General features: G+C 59.5%; 15 protein-coding genes. 3 read left to right on the top strand and 12 right to left on the bottom strand.

From position 1 onward, the window contains the following. Positions 1–208 precede the first annotated feature (208 nt). Positions 209–418 carry a cold shock domain-containing protein gene (locus AC30D7_RS20650; RefSeq protein ID WP_007940478.1) on the top strand — a complete coding sequence of 70 codons (210 nt, stop codon included), beginning with the start codon at positions 209–211 and terminating at the stop codon, positions 416–418. Between the two features lie 120 nt (positions 419–538). On the opposite strand, the gene AC30D7_RS20645 is transcribed toward AC30D7_RS20650, so the two are convergent. The 4 genes from AC30D7_RS20645 to AC30D7_RS20630 form a co-directional block, all read right to left on the bottom strand. Further along, positions 539–916, bottom strand: coding sequence for a hypothetical protein (locus AC30D7_RS20645; RefSeq protein ID WP_018927031.1), 378 nt, complete (start codon positions 914–916; stop codon positions 539–541). 83 nt (positions 917–999) lie between these two features. After that, positions 1,000–1,809 (bottom strand): putative RNA methyltransferase, encoded by an 810-nt coding sequence (locus AC30D7_RS20640; RefSeq protein WP_490135286.1) that lies wholly within the window; start codon positions 1,807–1,809, stop codon positions 1,000–1,002. Further along, complete coding sequence (gene dapE, locus AC30D7_RS20635) at positions 1,809–2,960, bottom strand: succinyl-diaminopimelate desuccinylase (RefSeq protein ID WP_028939204.1); 1,152 nt, start codon at positions 2,958–2,960, stop codon at positions 1,809–1,811. Before dapE ends, AC30D7_RS20640 begins: the two co-directional genes overlap by 1 nt. 238 nt (positions 2,961–3,198) lie before the next feature. Beyond that, on the bottom strand, positions 3,199–5,790 hold the full coding sequence (locus AC30D7_RS20630; protein ID WP_490135285.1) for a glycosyltransferase: 2,592 nt from the start codon (positions 5,788–5,790) through the stop codon (positions 3,199–3,201). Positions 5,791–6,078: 288 nt separating this feature from the next. Between AC30D7_RS20630 and tcdA the strand changes: the two genes are divergently transcribed. Next, complete coding sequence (tcdA, locus tag AC30D7_RS20625; protein ID WP_371929203.1) at positions 6,079–6,891, top strand: tRNA cyclic N6-threonylcarbamoyladenosine(37) synthase TcdA; 813 nt, start codon at positions 6,079–6,081, stop codon at positions 6,889–6,891. A gap of 121 nt (positions 6,892–7,012) precedes the next feature. On the opposite strand, the gene AC30D7_RS20620 is transcribed toward tcdA, so the two are convergent. The 8 genes from AC30D7_RS20620 to map form a co-directional block, all read right to left on the bottom strand. Further along, positions 7,013–7,417 (bottom strand): SufE family protein, encoded by a 405-nt coding sequence (locus AC30D7_RS20620; protein ID WP_490135284.1) that lies wholly within the window; start codon positions 7,415–7,417, stop codon positions 7,013–7,015. Beyond that, positions 7,414–8,619, bottom strand: coding sequence for an aminotransferase class V-fold PLP-dependent enzyme (locus AC30D7_RS20615; protein WP_490135283.1), 1,206 nt, complete (start codon positions 8,617–8,619; stop codon positions 7,414–7,416). Before AC30D7_RS20615 ends, AC30D7_RS20620 begins: the two co-directional genes overlap by 4 nt. 91 nt (positions 8,620–8,710) lie before the next feature. Then, positions 8,711–9,745 carry a 2,3,4,5-tetrahydropyridine-2,6-dicarboxylate N-succinyltransferase gene (gene dapD, locus AC30D7_RS20610; protein ID WP_490135282.1) on the bottom strand — a complete coding sequence of 345 codons (1,035 nt, stop codon included), beginning with the start codon at positions 9,743–9,745 and terminating at the stop codon, positions 8,711–8,713. Between the two features lie 33 nt (positions 9,746–9,778). Then, positions 9,779–10,141 carry an ArsC family reductase gene (locus tag AC30D7_RS20605; protein WP_490135281.1) on the bottom strand — a complete coding sequence of 121 codons (363 nt, stop codon included), beginning with the start codon at positions 10,139–10,141 and terminating at the stop codon, positions 9,779–9,781. Positions 10,142–10,449: 308 nt separating this feature from the next. After that, entirely contained in the window at positions 10,450–11,181 is a 732-nt protein-coding gene (locus AC30D7_RS20600) for a M12 family metallopeptidase (protein WP_490135280.1), read from the bottom strand. Between the two features lie 163 nt (positions 11,182–11,344). After that, on the bottom strand, positions 11,345–12,544 hold the full coding sequence (dapC, locus tag AC30D7_RS20595) for a succinyldiaminopimelate transaminase (protein WP_490135279.1): 1,200 nt from the start codon (positions 12,542–12,544) through the stop codon (positions 11,345–11,347). Positions 12,545–12,701: 157 nt separating this feature from the next. Next, positions 12,702–15,404: a [protein-PII] uridylyltransferase gene (locus AC30D7_RS20590; protein ID WP_490135278.1), complete on the bottom strand. Its 2,703-nt coding sequence runs from the start codon at positions 15,402–15,404 to the stop codon at positions 12,702–12,704. 45 nt (positions 15,405–15,449) lie between these two features. Next, positions 15,450–16,232, bottom strand: a complete 783-nt coding sequence (map, locus tag AC30D7_RS20585) for a type I methionyl aminopeptidase (protein WP_018927020.1) — start codon at positions 16,230–16,232, stop codon at positions 15,450–15,452. A 373-nt stretch (positions 16,233–16,605) separates the two neighbouring features. On the opposite strand from map, the gene rpsB reads away from it, so the two are divergent. Continuing rightward, entirely contained in the window at positions 16,606–17,343 is a 738-nt protein-coding gene (rpsB, locus tag AC30D7_RS20580; RefSeq protein ID WP_003222119.1) for a 30S ribosomal protein S2, read from the top strand. Positions 17,344–17,528 lie beyond the last annotated feature (185 nt).

The raw sequence follows: 17,528 nt of genomic DNA, 5'->3' as shown, positions 1-17,528 counted from the left end.
GAGCGTTTGCTCGGGCGGGCGATAGTGTGCCGGATTCGCGGAAAATCGGCAAAAAAGCGGCGAAGTAAACTCCTATTGAGAGTTTTTGCGTCTGTCATATACTCGGCGAGCCCGCACTGGCCAGACAATGGCAGCTATCAGTGCAAGCGATGTTCCCGAGGCTTTCCCGCGAAAAGCCCGATCAATAATAAAAAAGGAGTATGAACAGATGGCAACACGCGAAACCGGCAATGTGAAGTGGTTCAACGACGCCAAGGGTTATGGCTTCATTCAGCGCCAGGACGGGGTGGACGTGTTCGTGCACTATCGCGCGATCCGTGGTGAAGGGCATCGCTCGCTGACTGAAGGTCAGCAGGTTGAATACGCGGTGGTGGAAGGACAGAAGGGCTTGCAGGCTGAGGATGTTGTAGGTCTGTAAACCCGCAGAACCCTGTAGGAGCGAGCGGTGCGGCGATCCGACTTGCCCGCGAAGGCGTCATCACTGGCGCTAAAAGCTTCGCGGGCAAGCCTCGCTCCTACAGATTTATGCTTACGCAGATTACGCGGTTTTCCAGGTGATCTCTTCTTCACCATCGACACTGATGCGAATCCAGCGATCTGCCGTTTCCTCACCTTCTTCTTCGACCCAGCTACCCGGCGCGCAACGCACTTCGACGTTCAGTGCGGCAAATGCGGCGCGGGCGCAGGCAATATCGTCTTCCCACGGGGTCTGGTCACTTTCCAGGTACAGGCTGTTCCATTTGCCGACGGCTTTGGGCAGCCAGGTCACCGGCACGCTGCCGGCCTTGCACTTGTAGGTCTGGCCTTTCTGGACCCAGTCGGTGCACGGCCCCAGAGCCGCGCCGAGCCATGCGGCGATGGCTTTGTGATCGACGTCGGCGTCTTTCAGGTAAATCTCAATGTCCGGTTGGCGCATGGATGTCCTCACTGCGGGTCTGAAAAATCCATTCGCGGATTTAGCCGGTCTCAAGCCGTAGCTCAAGACCAAAGTTTGTTGGGTTATTGAAGAACGAAATAATCGTAGCGCATCGACACCGTGACTTCGAACGGCTCAGCCTGCTCGATGACCGCCGTCCGGCGTTCGGCACTGGCGCGCCAGCCGTGAGGTGTCATCGCCAAGAGGTTCGCGCGATCCTGACCATTGACCAGCGTCAGTTTGAATTCCAGGGTTTCGCTGTGTTGCAACGCCATGCCTTCCGGCACCAGCGCCAGGTGCTTGTCGTCGGTGTATTCGCGCACTTCGTCGTACAGCCGCTCACGCAATTCCATCAGATGGCCGCTGGTGGGCCCGACTTTCATCAAGCCGCCACCGGGGCTGAGCAGACGTTTGCCTTCTTCCCAGTCCAGCGGGCTGAACACGCTGGCCAGAAACTGGCAACTGCCCGAGGCCAACGGCACCCGCGCCATGCTGGCGATCAACCAGGTTAGCGCAGGGTTGCGTTTGCAGGCGCGTTTGACCGCTTCCCGGGAAATGTCCAGGGCGTAGCCATCGGCGTTGGGCAAGGCTTCGGCGATTTGCGCGGTGTAGTAACCCTCGCCACAACCGATGTCCAGCCAGCGCTGCGGCGCATAACCGGCCGCCAGTTCCGCCAGACGTTTGGCCACCGGCGCGTAATGGCCGGCGTTCAGAAAGTCGCGACGGGCTTCGACCATCGCCTGATTATCCCCAGGGTCACGGCTGTTCTTGTGCTGCACCGGCAGCAGGTTCAGGTAACCCTGCCGTGCGCGGTCGAAACGATGCCCGGCGGGGCAGGCCACGCCGTTGTCCACCGCGTTCAGCGGTTCGCTGCAGATCGGGCAGGCGAGCATCAGGCGAGCAACTTGATCAGAGTCTGGTAGTAGATTTCGGTCAGCACGTCGAGGTCGGCCGCCAGCACACGCTCGTTGACCTGGTGGATCGTCGCGTTGACCGGGCCCAGTTCAACCACTTGGGTGCCCATGGTCGCGATGAAGCGTCCGTCGGAAGTGCCGCCGCTGGTGGAGGCTTTGGTGTCACGACCGGTGATGTCCTTGATGCTCGCCGACACTGCGTCGAGCAGCGCGCCCGGCTCGGTGAGGAACGGCAGGCCGGACAGCGCCCAGTCGATGTGCCAGTCCAGGCCATGCTTGTCGAGAATGTCGGCGACGCGCTTTTGCAGGCCTTCGACGGTGGACTCGGTGGAGAAGCGGAAGTTGAATACCGCCACCAGATCACCCGGAATCACGTTGGTCGCACCGGTGCCGGAATTGACGTTGGAGATCTGGAAGCTGGTCGGCGGGAAGAAATCATTGCCGTGGTCCCAGTGCTCGGCGGCAAGTTCGGCCAGCGCCGGGGCCGCGAGGTGAATCGGGTTCTTTGCCAGGTGCGGATAAGCCACGTGGCCCTGCACACCGCGCACGGTCAATTTGGCGCCGAGGGAACCGCGACGGCCGTTCTTGACCACGTCACCCACCAGGGTCGTGCTCGACGGCTCGCCGACGATGCACCAGTCCAGACGTTCCTTGCGGGCGGCAAGGCGCTCGACCACAGCCTTGGTGCCGTGATGGGCCGGGCCTTCTTCGTCGCTGGTGATCAGGAACGCGACCTTGCCCTTGTGATCCGGATAGTCGGCGACGAAACGCTCGGCTGCCACGGTCATGGACGCAAGACTGCCTTTCATGTCTGCCGCACCACGGCCGCAGAGCATGCCGTGTTCGTCGATCACCGCGTTGAACGGATCGATCTGCCAGGCCGCCACCGGACCAGTCGGCACCACGTCGGTGTGACCGGCGAAGCACAGCACCGGGCCGTCGTGTTTGCCGTGTGTCGCCCAGAAGTTATCCACATCTTCGATGCGCATCGGTTCCAGCATAAAACCGGCATCGCCCAGGCGCTGCATCATCTGCTTCTGGCAATCGGCGTCGACCGGCGTCACGGATGGACGGCGGATCAGGTCGATGGCGAGTTGAAGGGTCGGCGAAAGGTCGGCGTGGGCCGTCATGTAAGACTCCGGAAACTGTAAATGTGGGCACGGGGCCAAATGTGGGAGCGGGCTTGCTCGCGAATACGGTGTGTCATTCAGCATTGATATTGACTGGCACACCGCATTCGCGAGCAAGCCCGCTCCCACAGGTATGGCGTTTGGCCGTCGGAACGTGCCCGGCCAAGGCCTGCAAAATGGCGGTTATCTTAAAGCAAAACGGCGGCCATTGGCCGCCGTTTAGTGCATCTGTGTCGATTTAGACCGCAGGCGCAGGCGCTACTTCCACCGAAGGTTTGGGCAGCGACGACAGGAACGCCATGATCAGCGCCGCCAGGTACGGCAGCGACTGCACCAGCAACATGGTCACCCAGAAGCGCATGTCGTTGCTTGGTATACCCTGCACCAGGAAGATCCCCAGCGCCGCGCCCCACAGCAGCAACATGATGAACAGCTCTTCGCGAGCCTCCGAAATCGCCACCCAGAAGCCGTGGTTATCGGCATTCTTCGGCGTGCGGAAGAACGGAATGCTGCTGGTGAAGAAACCGTACAGCACCGCTTTGGCGATGGTGTGCGACAACGCCAGCCCGGCCAACGCGGCGCAGAAGGCGTCTTTCAGGTTGACCCCGACCGCGCGGCGGTACAGGAAGATGATCTTGCCCACCTTGAACACGAACAGCGCCAATGGCGGGATCGCGAAAATCAGCAGCGGTGGATCGACCCGTTGCGGCACGATGATCATCGCCGCCGACCACAACAGCGCGCCGACGGTGAAGAAGATGTTCATGCCGTCCGCCACCCACGGCAACCAGCCCGCGAGGAAGTGGTAACGCTGGCCACGGGTCAGCTCGGTGTCCTTGCCGCGCAGCAGGCTGGCGGTGTGACGCTTGATGATCTGAATCGCGCCATAGGCCCAGCGGAAACGCTGTTTCTTGAAGTCGATAAAGGTATCGGGCATCAGGCCTTTGCCGTAGCTGGTGTGGTAGTACGCCGCCGACAGACCCTTTTCGAACACACGCAGGCCCAGTTCGGCGTCTTCACAGATACACCAGTCGGCCCAGCCCAGTTCCTCGAGCACCGAGCGCCGGGTCATGGTCATGGTGCCGTGCTGGATGATCGCGTCACGGTCGTTGCGGGTAACCATGCCGATGTGGAAGAAGCCTTTGTATTCCGCGTAGCAGAGCTTCTTGAAGGTGCTTTCGTTCTGGTCGCGATAATCTTGTGGCGATTGCACCACCGCGATTTTCGGGTCGGCGAAGTGCGGCACCATGTGCTTGAGCCAGTTACGGTCGACGCAGTAGTCCGAGTCGATCACCGCAATTACTTCGGCGTCCTTGGCGGTGTGCGGAATCAGGTAATTCAGTGCGCCACCCTTGAAACCGGCCAATGGCGCGACGTGGAAGAACTTGAAGCGCGGGCCAAGGGTTTCGCAGTAATCGCGCACCGGTTCCCAGACGGCCGGGTCCTTGGTGTTGTTGTCGATGATCAGGACTTCGAAGTCCGGATAGTCGAGGTTGGCCAGGGCGTTGAGGGTCTGTTTGACCATCTCCGGCGGCTCGTTGTAGCACGGCACGTGAATCGACACTTTCGGTCGATAGCTGGAGTCGCCTTCCACCGGCAGAAACTCGCGCCGGCGTTTGTGCACCCACACCGCTTCGGCCAGTTCGTGGGCTTCAGTCAGCAGCACGATGAACACCCCGAGCGCACCGAGGGCGAGGAGGAAACCCACCGTCAGGCTGAACCAGGTGCTGTATTGCTGGCTGTAGTCGTAACCGATCCACACCAGCACCGAACCGCAGAGGAACGCGATAAAGGTCAGGAAGGTACGGCCACGTTGACGCAAGGCCGAACCGTCGATCATCAGCAGGGTCAGGGACAGCAGCGCCAGCACTACCGAACCGATGGCCAGTACGCGCCACTGCGGGATCGCGACCACCGGGCCTTCGAAGTTGAACTTCTGCTGGCGCGCGGCGTTGAACACGCCCCAGTACGCGCCCACCGACCCTTCGTCACTGGCCTTCCACGGTTGGTCAAACGCTTCGATCACGAAGTAGTTGAAACCCTGACGGTTGAGCTTGTTGACCAGTGTGCGCAAGTAAATGGCCTGGTCCGCCGGCGATGCATCGGCGCCACCGCGCATGCGGCCGTTGCTCGGCCAGCCGACTTCGGAGAGCAGCAACGGTTTTTTCGGGAACATCTTTTTCAGGTCACGGGCGCGGTCAAGAACAAACTGGCCGGCCTTGTCCACAGGGATGAACTCCCAGTAGGGCAGAACGTGAGCTGCGATCAGGTCGACGTGCTTGGCCAGTTGCGGGTATTTCTCCCAGATATGCCACTGCTCGGAAGTGGTAACCGGCACTTTGACCGCTGCACGCACGCGATCGAGTAGAACGATCAACGCTTCAGGCGTGATCTCCTCACGAAACAAGGCCTCGTTACCTACCACCACGCGAACAACGCTGCGCGAGGAATTGGCCAGCTCGATGGCTCGGGTGATTTCCCGTTCGTTGCGCTCCTGGTCCGGGCTGATCCAGATCCCCAGGGTCACCCGCAGGCCGAACTCTTCCGCCAGTTTGGGAATGTCCTCCAGCGTACCGTCGACCGAGTAGGTCCGGATGTTGTCCGTCAGCTTGCTCATGATCTCCAGGTCGCGACGCATTTCATCGTCGGTCGGATACTGGTCTTTCTGCGGGTACTGGCCTTGTTGAAACGGCGAGTACGAGAAGCCGGAGATCTGTTCAGGCCAGTTGGGGGCGGTGACCGGGCGATTGATCAGCGCCCAGAAGCCGGTAAACAAGGCTGCGATGGCGAGCACCACGACCAGGTTGAGTCCAAATTTACGCGATGACATAGCTTTTTCGGGTTCCAAAGGCTGTGGAACGAAGGAACGGTTGGCGGCCGGCTGCCAGGTGGCAGGGGCGCGCATCCTACACTGGAGGTTCTCTGACCGTACAGCGAACAGGGAAACGCCCGACATTGGGCAATCCAGGTCGACTTAAGTTCTTCGACCGGGATGATGTAGCCCAATTCCAATAAATTTGTAGTCAATTGAAGCAGTCAAGATTGCCGTCCATAGCTCCAAAGGTGCTCTTGACCGCCGACAGCCCTATAATGCGCGCCGGTTTTTGGGGTAATGGTCATGAGTACAGAAGATCCGCGGTTTGCTGGTATCGCCCGCTTGTATGGCATTGAAGGCATGGAGCGCTTGCGCGCGGCCCATGTGGCGATCGTCGGCGTCGGTGGTGTCGGTTCCTGGGCGGCGGAAGCGGTTGCCCGGTGTGGCGTGGGCGAGATATCGCTGTTTGACCTGGACGACGTCTGCGTCAGCAACGTCAACCGTCAGCTGCATGCGCTGGACAGCACCGTAGGCAAGCCCAAGGTCGAGGTGATGGCCGAGCGTCTGCGCGGGATCAACCCGGATTGCACGGTGCATGCGGTGGCGGACTTCGTCACCCGCGAAACCATGGCCGAATACATCACGCCGAACATCGACTGCGTGATCGACTGCATCGACAGCGTCAACGCCAAGGCGGCGCTGATCGCCTGGTGCAAGCGGCGCAAGATCCAGATCATCACCACCGGCGGCGCGGGAGGGCAGATCGACCCGACGCTGATCCAGGTCTGCGACCTGAATCGCACGTTCAACGATCCGCTGGCGTCGAAAGTGCGCTCTACATTGCGCCGCGACTACGGCTTCTCCCGTACCGTGACCCGTCACTACAGCGTGCCGTGCGTGTTTTCCACCGAGCAACTGCGCTACCCGAAACCCGATGGCAGCATTTGCCTGCAGAAGAGTTTTGTCGGGGACGGCGTGAAGCTCGACTGCGCCGGGGGCTTTGGCGCGGTGATGATGGTGACGGCGACGTTTGGCATGGTCGCGGCGACCAAGGCTGTGGATAAGATTGTGGCTGGGGTTCGGCGTCCGGCGGATCGGGTCAAACCTCAGGTTTAATGGTTGTGGTTCGATCGTTCCCACGCTCTGCGTGGGAATCCAGCCCGGGACGCTCCGCGTCCCTTCCAGAGGCGAACACGGAGCGTCCGTGGAGGCATTCCCATGCAGAGCGTGGGAACGATCAGTGCGCTAGCTCACGCATCCGCTGCAACACCGCATTCAAGCCATTGCTACGGGATTGGGATAACTGGCGACCCAGCCCCAGCTGACTGAACCAGTCCGCCAAATCCACCTGCCGCAACTCAACCGCCGACAACCCGTTGACCCGCACCAGCAGCAACGCCACCAACCCGCGAATCAATCGCGCATCGCTGCTGGCGCTGAATTGCCAGTGCCCATCCTGCAACGTGCCGACCAGCCAGACCTGGCTTTCACAACCGTGCACGCGGTTGGCGTCGACTTTATCCACATCGCTCAACGCTGGCAGACGGTCGCCCCACTGCATCAACAGCCGCGCCCGCTGTTCCCAGCTCGCCGCCTGCTGAAACGTGTCCAGTGCCGTGACGGCATCCGCGGGCAGTGTCATCGCAACAACTCCAGGGCCTGATCCAGTGCTTCGAAAAAACGCTCAAGGTCTTCGGAATTGTTATACAGCGCCAACGACACCCGAATCGCCCCCGCCAGTTCAAAGCTTTTGAGCAACGGCATGGCGCAATGATGACCGGCGCGCACGGCGATGCCCTGTTCAGTCAGCAAATGCGCCAGATCAGAGTTATGCACACCTTCGACGACAAAACTGGCCAGCGCCAGTTGCGGTTTGCCCAGCAGGCGAATGCCGTTGCGCGCTTCCAGGCCTTTGAGCAGATAGTCATGCAGCGCCGCTTCGTGGGCGGACACGGCGTCCTGATCCAGCCCCGCGAGGTAGTCCAACGTTGCGCCCAGGCCGATCACACTGGCGATCGGCGGCGTACCGGCCTCGAACCCCAGCGGTGCGGACCGAAAGCGAGCATCGTGGTAGTTGGCGTCCAGCACCATTTCGCCGCCGAACTGCCAGGGGCGCAGCTGTTGCAGCGCTTCGTTGCGCCCGAACAGCACGCCCAGGCCATCGGGGCCGTAGAGTTTGTGGCTGGAAAATACGTAGAAGTCGCAGCCCAGTGACTGCACATCGTGCCGACCATGAACCACGCCTTGAGCGCCATCGACCACGGTCAGCGCGTTGTGTGCCTTGGCCATCGCCAACAGCGCGGGCAACGGTTGCCAGGCGCCCAGCACGTTGGACAGCTGGCTGACCGCTAGCAAACGGGTTCGCGGACCGATCATCTGCGCGGCAACATCCAGGTCGATCAAGCCATCGACATCCAACGGCAGAATCACCAGTTTCAGGTCGCGACGGTGAGCCAGTTGCTGCCACGGCAACAGGTTGGCGTGGTGCTCCAGAGCGCTGATGACAATTTCATCGCCCGGATTGAAAAGGTGTTCCAGGCCATAGGCCAGGAGGTTCAGCGCGGAAGTCGCACCGTGGGTAAAGATAATCTGTCCGCAATCGCCGGCATTGAGCCATTGCGCAACTTTGCGGCGGCTGTCCTCGAACGCCTGGGTAGCATGGGCACCGGGCAAGTGCTGAGCCCGATGCACGTTGGCCGCGCCGTTGGCGTAGTAATGCGCCAGGGCATCCAGCAAGGCTTGAGGTTTTTGCGTGGTGGCGGCGTTGTCCAGATAGGTCTGGTCTTGCCGTTGCAAGGCGGCGATGGCCGGAAAATCGGCGCGCCAGGGAGAAGGAATCATCATGTTGTTCGGCCCTGGTGACATGGGCGGGTGTACGCCTGACCTGTGCAGGAGCAGAGCTTGCTCCTGCACAGGTGATCATTTGACGCTCTGCTTAGTTGTGAGCGTGCAGCGCTTCGTTCAGTTCGATGGCCGATTTGTGGGTTTTGCACTCCACGGCACCGGTTTCCGAATTGCGGCGGAACAACAGGTCAGGTTGACCGGCCAGTTCACGGGCCTTGACCACTTTGACCAGTTTGTTGTGCTCGTCCAGCAGCGCAACCTTGGTGCCGGCCGTCACGTACAGGCCCGACTCAACGGTGTTGCGGTCGCCCAACGGGATACCGATACCAGCGTTGGCGCCAATCAGGCAGCCTTCGCCGACCTTGATCACGATGTTGCCGCCGCCCGACAGGGTGCCCATGGTCGAGCAACCGCCGCCCAGGTCCGAACCCTTGCCGACGAATACGCCAGCCGACACGCGGCCTTCGATCATGCCCGGGCCTTCGGTGCCGGCGTTGAAGTTGACGAAACCTTCGTGCATCACGGTGGTGCCTTCGCCCACATAAGCGCCAAGGCGAATACGTGCCGCGTCAGCGATACGCACGCCGGCCGGTACCACGTAGTCGGTCATTTTCGGGAACTTGTCCACCGAGAACACTTCCAGCAGTTCGCCACGCAGACGGGCTTCCAGTTGATGCTCAGCCAGTTCGGACAGGTCAATCGCACCCTGACTGGTCCAAGCCACGTTTGGCAGCAGCGGGAAGATCCCGGCCAGGTTCAGGCCGTGCGGCTTGACCAGGCGGTGGGACAGCAGGTGCAGTTTGAGGTAAGCCTCAGGCGTGGAACTCAGCTGTGCGTCTTCAGCCAGCAATGTGGCAACCAGTGGCTTGTGGCTCTCGGCCAGACGGGTCAGCAACGCAGCCTGGGCTGCGTCGACGCCTTTGAGCGCTTCGGCCAATTGCGAGGCTTGAGCGGTGCTGAAGGCGATGGCCTGATTGCCTTCGGTGTAGCCCAGAACCGGCGCAATGGCCGCGATCAGTTCGGCCGAAGGGTTGAGCAGTGGTTGCGCGTAAAACACTTCCAGCCATGCGCCTTGACGGTTTTGAGTGCCGACACCAAAGGCCAGGCTGAACAGGGTAGTGGACATGTTGATACCTCTAACAAAATGGAACGGGCTGCCTTACTTGAGTGCGGCCGCGTAGATATCTGGCTTGAAGCCAATCAGGGTTCTGTCACCGAGATCGAGCACCGGGCGCTTGATCATCGAGGGTTGTGCGAGCATCAGTTCGATGGCTTTCGGCTGGTCGAGATCGGCTTTGCGTTCGTCGTCGAGCTTGCGAAAGGTCGTGCCTGCACGGTTCAACACCACTTGCCAGCCGTGCTCCTCGCACCAATGGGTCAGGTGTTCACGGTCGATTCCGACCGCTTTGTAATCATGAAAGTCATAGCTCACAGCGTGTTCATCGAGCCAGGTGCGCGCCTTTTTCATGGTGTCGCAGGCTTTGATGCCGAAAAGGTGCAACGTTTTGCTTGAAACGGTCAAGGAATTGCCCCCTTTACAGGTGCTGAAAATAAAAGGTGACGGATTATGCCATGACCGGACGGTTTCGCGTCGGTTGTGGTCGGGTTTGTCTGTTTGTCACGATCATTCGCTGTTCCATGGTGCATCGGTCAGCCTGCAGTCTAGGCGGCAAATATTGCACTTTCGGAATGGGGTTGCCGGAGCGGCTTGAAAGCGCTGTGGGCGCTCGGTCTGGAGTTTTATAGCCTGAGTCGTCATCACCCGATCGGTGATGACGCAGGAGGTATTGTGTGAGCCTGAAGCTCGACAATGGGTAGGGGTAGATCGGTTTATTTTGGGTAGAGCAGTTTCATCAAGCGCTTGTCTTTTTTGCTGATTTCGCGGTTGATCGGGATTTCCCAGTCACCCACTGTCAATGCATTCGCCACCGGGTGGTGCATGATCGATTTTTTGTCATAAGAAGTGTAAATCGCATCTAGTGTGTTGAAGGATGCGAACAGGTTTCTGTCGACTTGTTCTCGAGTGAGCGGGTTCATCTCGCGGTTCTGGTAAAACTCATACACCTTCGGTTTGTCCCAGGGAATATTCGCCTGCGGGTGCTGGTGTTCATGCATCGCGCCAAGTGCATGTCCGAATTCGTGAATCACGATCACTGCGAAGTCTTCATGTTCGGGTTTGACGCCCAGGTTCATGGTGGGGTGATCAGGATGAATCAACAGGGCGTCGGTACCCAGCATCGAGCTGTTGTCGTTGTTCTTGGTGGCTACGCGAATATCGCCTTTCAAATCATCGACGAAATCAAATTTGAGGTTGATATACGGTAACCATTGGCTGGCGGCAGCAATAATCTTCTTTTTTTGATCGGCGTCGGGCGCATCCATAAAGGCGATTTTCAACGTGCGGCCGTTGGCCCACAGTTTTGAATAATTGACCACCGAGCGTTTACGGCGAGTGCCGTTGGCGGAGCCTGCATTGGCAGGATTTTCATTAATGGCAGCCTCGTAAGCCGCTTGGTCGTCTGGCCACTGCATAAGCCTGCAGTCACAAATGTCATTGATCATCAGCTTCTTCCGTGAAGTTCAGATAAGGGTTTGTCAGGCGCAGCAAAGTGCGCCGCACAAGACTGAAGTCTGGTCGGCAAGCGGGTGAGGTAGATAGTTATTTGAAGTGTAACTTTATATAAAAAATGCCCGCGCCAGATGGCCTGGCGCGGGCCGTCAGCCGTTACTTGTGGCGGGTAATGAACGCGCGAATCCGTTCAGCCGCCTCCACGCACTCCACCAGCGGCGCAACCAGCGCCATCCGCACACGCCCGGCGCCCGGATTGACGCCATCAACTTCTCGGGACAGATAAGAACCCGGCACCACGGTCACGTGCTCTTGCTCGAACAGATCCCGGCAGAACGCAGCGTCATCGCCTTGCACATTCGGCCACAAATAGAAACCGCCATCCGGGCGCTGTACATCCATCACCGGGCTGAGGATTTCCAATACCGCATCGTACTTCTCACGGTACAGCGCACGGTTGGCCCGCACATGAACTTCGTCGTTCCACGCGGCAACGCTGGCCAGTTGCGTTTGAACCGGCATCGCGCAACCGTGGTAAGTGCGATACAGCAGAAAGCCCTTGAGGATGTCTGCATCACCGGCCACAAAGCCTGAACGCAGGCCCGGCAAGTTGGAGCGTTTGGACAGGCTGTGGAACACCACGCAACGCTTGAAGTCTTTGCGACCCAGTTCCACACAGGCGCTGAGCAGGCCGGGTGGCGGAGTCTGTTCATCGAAGTACAGTTCGCTGTAGCACTCGTCGGCGGCGATCACGAAGTCGTATTCGTCGGCCAGGGCGATCAGCTTTTTCAGGGTTTCAACCGGGATCAATGCGCCGGTCGGGTTGCCCGGCGAGCACAGGAACAGGATCTGGCAGCGCTTCCAGATATCTGGTGAAACAGCGTCGAAATCCGGGTTAAAGCCATTTTCGTCCAGGCATGGCAGGTAATGCGGCTTGGCTCCGGCCAGGAACGCCGCGCCTTCATAGATCTGATAGAACGGGTTCGGGCTGACCACCAGCGCGTCTTCACCACGGTTGACCACGGTCTGGGTGAATGCAAACAACGCTTCGCGGGTGCCGTTGACGGGCAGCACGTTGCGCGCGGGGTCGAGCCAGCCATTTGGAACGCTGAAACGGCGTTCGCACCATGCGGCGATCGCTTCACGCAGGGCCGGGATGCCGAGGGTGGTCGGGTACACGGCCATCTGATCCAGATTGCTTGCCAGCGCTTCGGCGACAAAGCTTGGCGAGCGATGCTTCGGTTCGCCGATGGACAGCGCGATGGCGCGTTTGTCCGGGTTTGGCGTGACGCTGCCGAGCAGGGCGCGGAGCTTTTCGAACGGGTAGGGCTGCAACTGGTTCAGAGCGTTGTTCATGGAGGCCTCGTTCAATGTGGGAGCGGGCCTGTGTGGCGAGGGAGCTTGCTCCCGTTCGACTGCGCAGCAGTCGCAAGCTTTTGGGGTCGCTTCGCGACCCAGCGGGAGCACGCTCCCTCGCCACACAAGCCCGCTCCCACAGGGGGATTGGGTTGATTCAGATGCTGATGCGCGAATGTTTGATATCGGGTTCCTGGTTGACGCTCAGTTGTTTGACGATTGCATCCTGCAAACGACTGCACAGCAACGGGTCGGATAGCGGCTGATTGTTGGCGTCGGTGATGAAGAACACGTCTTCAACGCGCTCGCCCAAGGTGGCGATCTTGGCGTTCTGCAACGACAAGTCGAACTCGAGGAAGATCGTGCCGATTCGTGCCAGCAACCCAGGACGGTCGGGTGCACTGAGTTCCAGCACGGTCACCGGACGCTGGGCATCGTTGTGGATCGTCACCTGTGGCGCAAAGGCAAAATGTTTGAGCTGACGCGGTACCCGACGCTGGATAATCGTTGGGTAGTTGTCCGGATTGCGCAGGGCTTCGGTCAGGCCTTCGCGGATCTGCTTGACCCGCGCCGGGTTGTCGCCGATCGAGTCTCCATCGGTGTCGAGCACGATATAGGTGTCGAGGGTGAACTGGCTGCTGGAGGTGATGACCCGGGCGTCGTGAATGTTCAGGTTGAGCTGGTCCATCGCCGCCACGGTCACGGCGAAGAAGTCGTGCTGGTCCGGCGCATAAATGAAGATCTGCGTACCGCCCTCGAACTCGCGCTGGGTGGTTTCCTTGATCAGCACCAGCGGGCCGCCGTCGGCCGGCTGCTGCAAGATTGCATCGGTGTGCCAGGCTACGTCACCGGCGGTGTGACGCAGGAAGTAGTCATCGCCCAGTTGCGCCCACAACTGCTCGACGTCGTCCGGGTCGGTGCCGCCGCGTACCAGAATGTCCAGTGCTGCGCTTTGGGTCTGGCGGATCTGCTCTTCGCGATCCACCGGGTTTTCCAGGCCGCGACGCAAGGCGCGCTTGGTCTCGGTGTAGAGCTGGCGCAACAGGCTCGCGCGCCAGGAGTTCCATAGCGTCGGGTTGGTCGCGTTGATGTCGGCAACGGTCAGCACATACAGATAATCGAGGCGGGTTTCATCGCCGACAATCTGCGCGAAATCGTGGATCACATGCGGGTCGGACAAGTCCTTGCGCTGGGCAGTGGTCGACATTACGAGATGGTTTTGCACCAGCCAGACGATCAGGCGGCTGTCCCAGATCGGCAACTGATGGCGCTGACAAAAGGCTTCGGCGTCCACTGCGCCGATTTCCGAGTGGTCGCCATGCCGGCCCTTGCCGATGTCGTGGTACAGGCCGGCCAGGTAAATCAACTCCGGCTTGGGCAGTTTGGCCATGAGCTTGCTGGCCAGCGGGAATTTTTCCGACACCTGGGTGTACTGCAACTTACGCAGGTGCTTGATCAGGTTCAGGGTGTGCGCGTCGACGGTATAGATGTGGAACAGGTCGTGCTGCATCTGCCCGACAATAAAGCCGAACTCTGGCAGATAACGCCCAAGGATCCCGTAACGGTTCATCCGCCGCAGGTTGCGGTGGATACCGATCTTGCACTTGAACAATTCGATGAACAGGCTGGTATTGCGAATATCGTTGCGGAAGTCGTCGTCGATCAAATGACGGTTCTCGCGCAGCAGGCGGATGGTGTCGGCGCGTACGCCTTTGATCTCCGGCTGCTGGGCCATCAGCACGAAGATTTCGAGCATGGCGAACGGCGTGCGGCGGAACACATTGTTGTTGCGCGCCTCGATGTAGCCGTCGTGCAGTTGGAATCGCGAGTTGATTGGCTGCGGCGGTGCTTCGTCTTCGGGGGCCAGGATCACTTCTTCGAAGTGCTGGATGATCAAGTCGCTGAGCTGGGCAATGCTCATGACCACCCGGTAGTACTGCTGCATGAAGTTTTCGATGGCGTGCTTGGCGTCATTGCCGACGAAACCCAGCAGCCCGGCAATCGTGCGCTGGTGGTCGAACAGCAGGCGGTCTTCGGCGCGGCCGGCGAGCATGTGCAGCGCGTAACGCACTTTCCACAGGAATTCCTGGGACGAAGCCAGCAAGGCGTTCTCGCTCTCCACCAGGAAACCTTCGCCGGCCAGGGCCCGCAGGTTCAGGGTGCCGTACTGACGACGGGCGACCCACAGAATCGTCTGAATATCGCGCAAGCCACCGGGCGAGCCCTTGACGTTGGGTTCCAGGTTGTACTCGGTGTCGTTGTACTTGTGGTGACGGGCTTTCTGTTCGGCGCGCTTGGCCAGGAAGAATTCCTTGCTGGGCCACATGTGTTCTGTGCTGGTCACGTCCAGCATGCGCTGACGCAGGCGCTCGGGGCCGGCAATGGTACGGCTTTCCATCAGGTTGGTGATTACCGTCAGGTCGGCGCGGGCCTCCTCGGCGCATTCGTCCACCGAGCGAACGCTCTGGCCGACTTCCAGGCCGATATCCCACAGCAACGTCAGAAAACGCTCGATGGAATCACGGAAAATTTCGTGGTCGGCACCGTCCAGCAGGATCAGCAGGTCGATGTCGGAGTAGGGGTGCAACTCGCCACGACCGTAGCCGCCGACCGCGACCAGCGCGATGTCGGCTTCGAAGTTCCAGTTGAACTGCTCCCAGGCCTTTTGCAGGATGTTATCGACGAACCAGGCACGATCCTCGATCAACCGGCGGATCTCCCGGCCACTGCGAAACCGCTCGTCGAGCACTTCGCGGGCCTGACGGATCGCCTTCTTGAAAGCAGCGATAGGGCTTGCCTTCAGGGCCAGTTCAGCCTGGAACTGGCCGCGGTCGAAGAGTTCGGGATCCACCTGCGGCATCGATTGGCTTTCCTTTCTATAAGACTGGGAACGGAGCGGGCGCGATCAGGCCGAAACGCGCGGGATGGTGTCGTCGCTGCGCAGGGTGAAGATCTCGTAGCCGGTATCGGTCACCAGCAGGGTGTGTTCCCATTGCGCCGACAACTTGCGGTCCTTGGTGATCGCGGTCCAGCCGTCGCCCAGCACCTTGGTGTCGGCCTTGCCCTGGTTGATCATCGGCTCGATGGTGAAGGTCATGCCGGCTTTCAGTTCCATGCCGGTGCCGGCGCGGCCGTAGTGCAGGATCTGCGGTTCTTCGTGGAACACCTTGCCGATGCCGTGGCCGCAGAACTCGCGAACCACCGAGAAACCGTTCTTTTCCGCGTGCTTCTGGATCACTTCACCGATATCGCCCAAGCGGCAGCCGGGTTTGACCAGTTCGATGGCCTTGTACATGCATTCCTGCGTCACCTGGGACAGACGCTCGGCCCAGACTGGCACGGTGCCGACGTGGAACATGCGGCTGGTATCGCCGTGGTAGCCGTCCTTGATCACTGTGACGTCGATGTTCAGCGTGTCGCCATCCTTCAACGGCTTCTCGTTCGGGATGCCATGGCAGACCACGTGGTTGATCGAGGTGCAGATCGACTTCGGAAAGCCCTTGTAGTTGAGCGGGGCAGGAATGGCTTTCTGCTCGTTGACGATGTAGTCGTGGCAGATGCGGTCCAGCTCTTCGGTGGTAACGCCCGGCTTGACATAATCGGCAATCATTTCCAGCACATCGGCGGCCAATTTGCCGGCGATCCGCATTTTTGCGATGTCCTCTGGGGTTTTGAGGGTGACGGTCATACAGGCTCTCTCTGCGCTCAATGGCGCCTTCTAAAACGAAATGGGCATTGCGCGAACGATCGTCGCGGCCCTGAAAAACGCAATTCTACCAGACGATCAGGGCAAATCTGAGCTTCTGTGCATCGCTTCTCTCTATAGGATGGCGCATTCTTGGGGGATTCCAAGGGCGGGATCAAAAGCATTCGCCAGGTTTTCAGAATCCGGGTTCCGTTTTTTCCGGCCTTGTGATATAAAATGCGCCGCTTTCCGGGGATACCCTGAAAAGCTTAAATCCACACACGTGTCGACACGATGACCTGGGTGCCTTCAGCTGATGCTGCTGGTTGGTCATTGGGATACGTGGAGGCCAAACCCGACTTATTAAGGAACTATCATGTCCCAAGTCAACATGCGCGATATGCTGAAGGCCGGTGTGCACTTCGGTCACCAAACCCGTTACTGGAATCCGAAAATGGGTAAGTACATTTTCGGCGCGCGTAACAAGATTCACATTATCAACCTTGAAAAAACCCTGCCAATGTTCAACGAAGCGCTGACTTTCGTAGAGCGTCTGGCTCAGGGCAAAAACAAGATTCTGTTCGTCGGCACCAAGCGTTCCGCTGGCAAGATCGTTGCTGAAGAAGCAGCACGTTGCGGTTCGCCGTACGTCGATCACCGCTGGTTGGGCGGCATGCTGACCAACTTCAAAACCATCCGTGCTTCCATCAAGCGTCTGCGTGACCTTGAAGTGCAAGCCGAAGACGGTACTTTCGCCAAGCTGACCAAGAAAGAAGCGCTGATGCGTTCTCGCGATCTTGAGAAGCTGGATCGTTCCCTGGGTGGTATCAAGGACATGGGCGGTCTGCCAGACGCTCTGTTCGTTATCGACGTTGATCACGAGCGCATCGCGATCACCGAAGCCAACAAGCTGGGCATCCCGGTTATCGGCGTAGTCGATACCAACAGCAGCCCGGAAGGCGTTGACTACATCATCCCAGGCAACGATGACGCAATCCGCGCTATCCAGCTGTACATGGGTTCGATGGCTGACGCTGTTATCCGTGGTCGCAACAATGTTGCTGGCGGCACTGTAGAGTTCGCTGCTGAAGAAACTCAGGCAGCAGCTGAGTAATTGACGCCCTGGCGTTGACTCAGTAAGCAAAAAGGGGGCTTGGCCCCCTTTTTGCCACCTCGAAAACCATTTGTCGGCGCCCACTGCTTTATCTGTAACGTGCGGCAGCTAACAAGGGTGGTTCGGGAAGAATTGATCGCCCGTTCGATCGGGTGGAATGGTTGAAAACCTATCCAAGAGGAATT

It is taken from the genome of Pseudomonas sp. DF5 (genome assembly GCF_058148225.1).
Note: the sequence above shows the minus strand (reverse complement) of the source record. Positions and strands in the feature narration are given on the sequence as shown.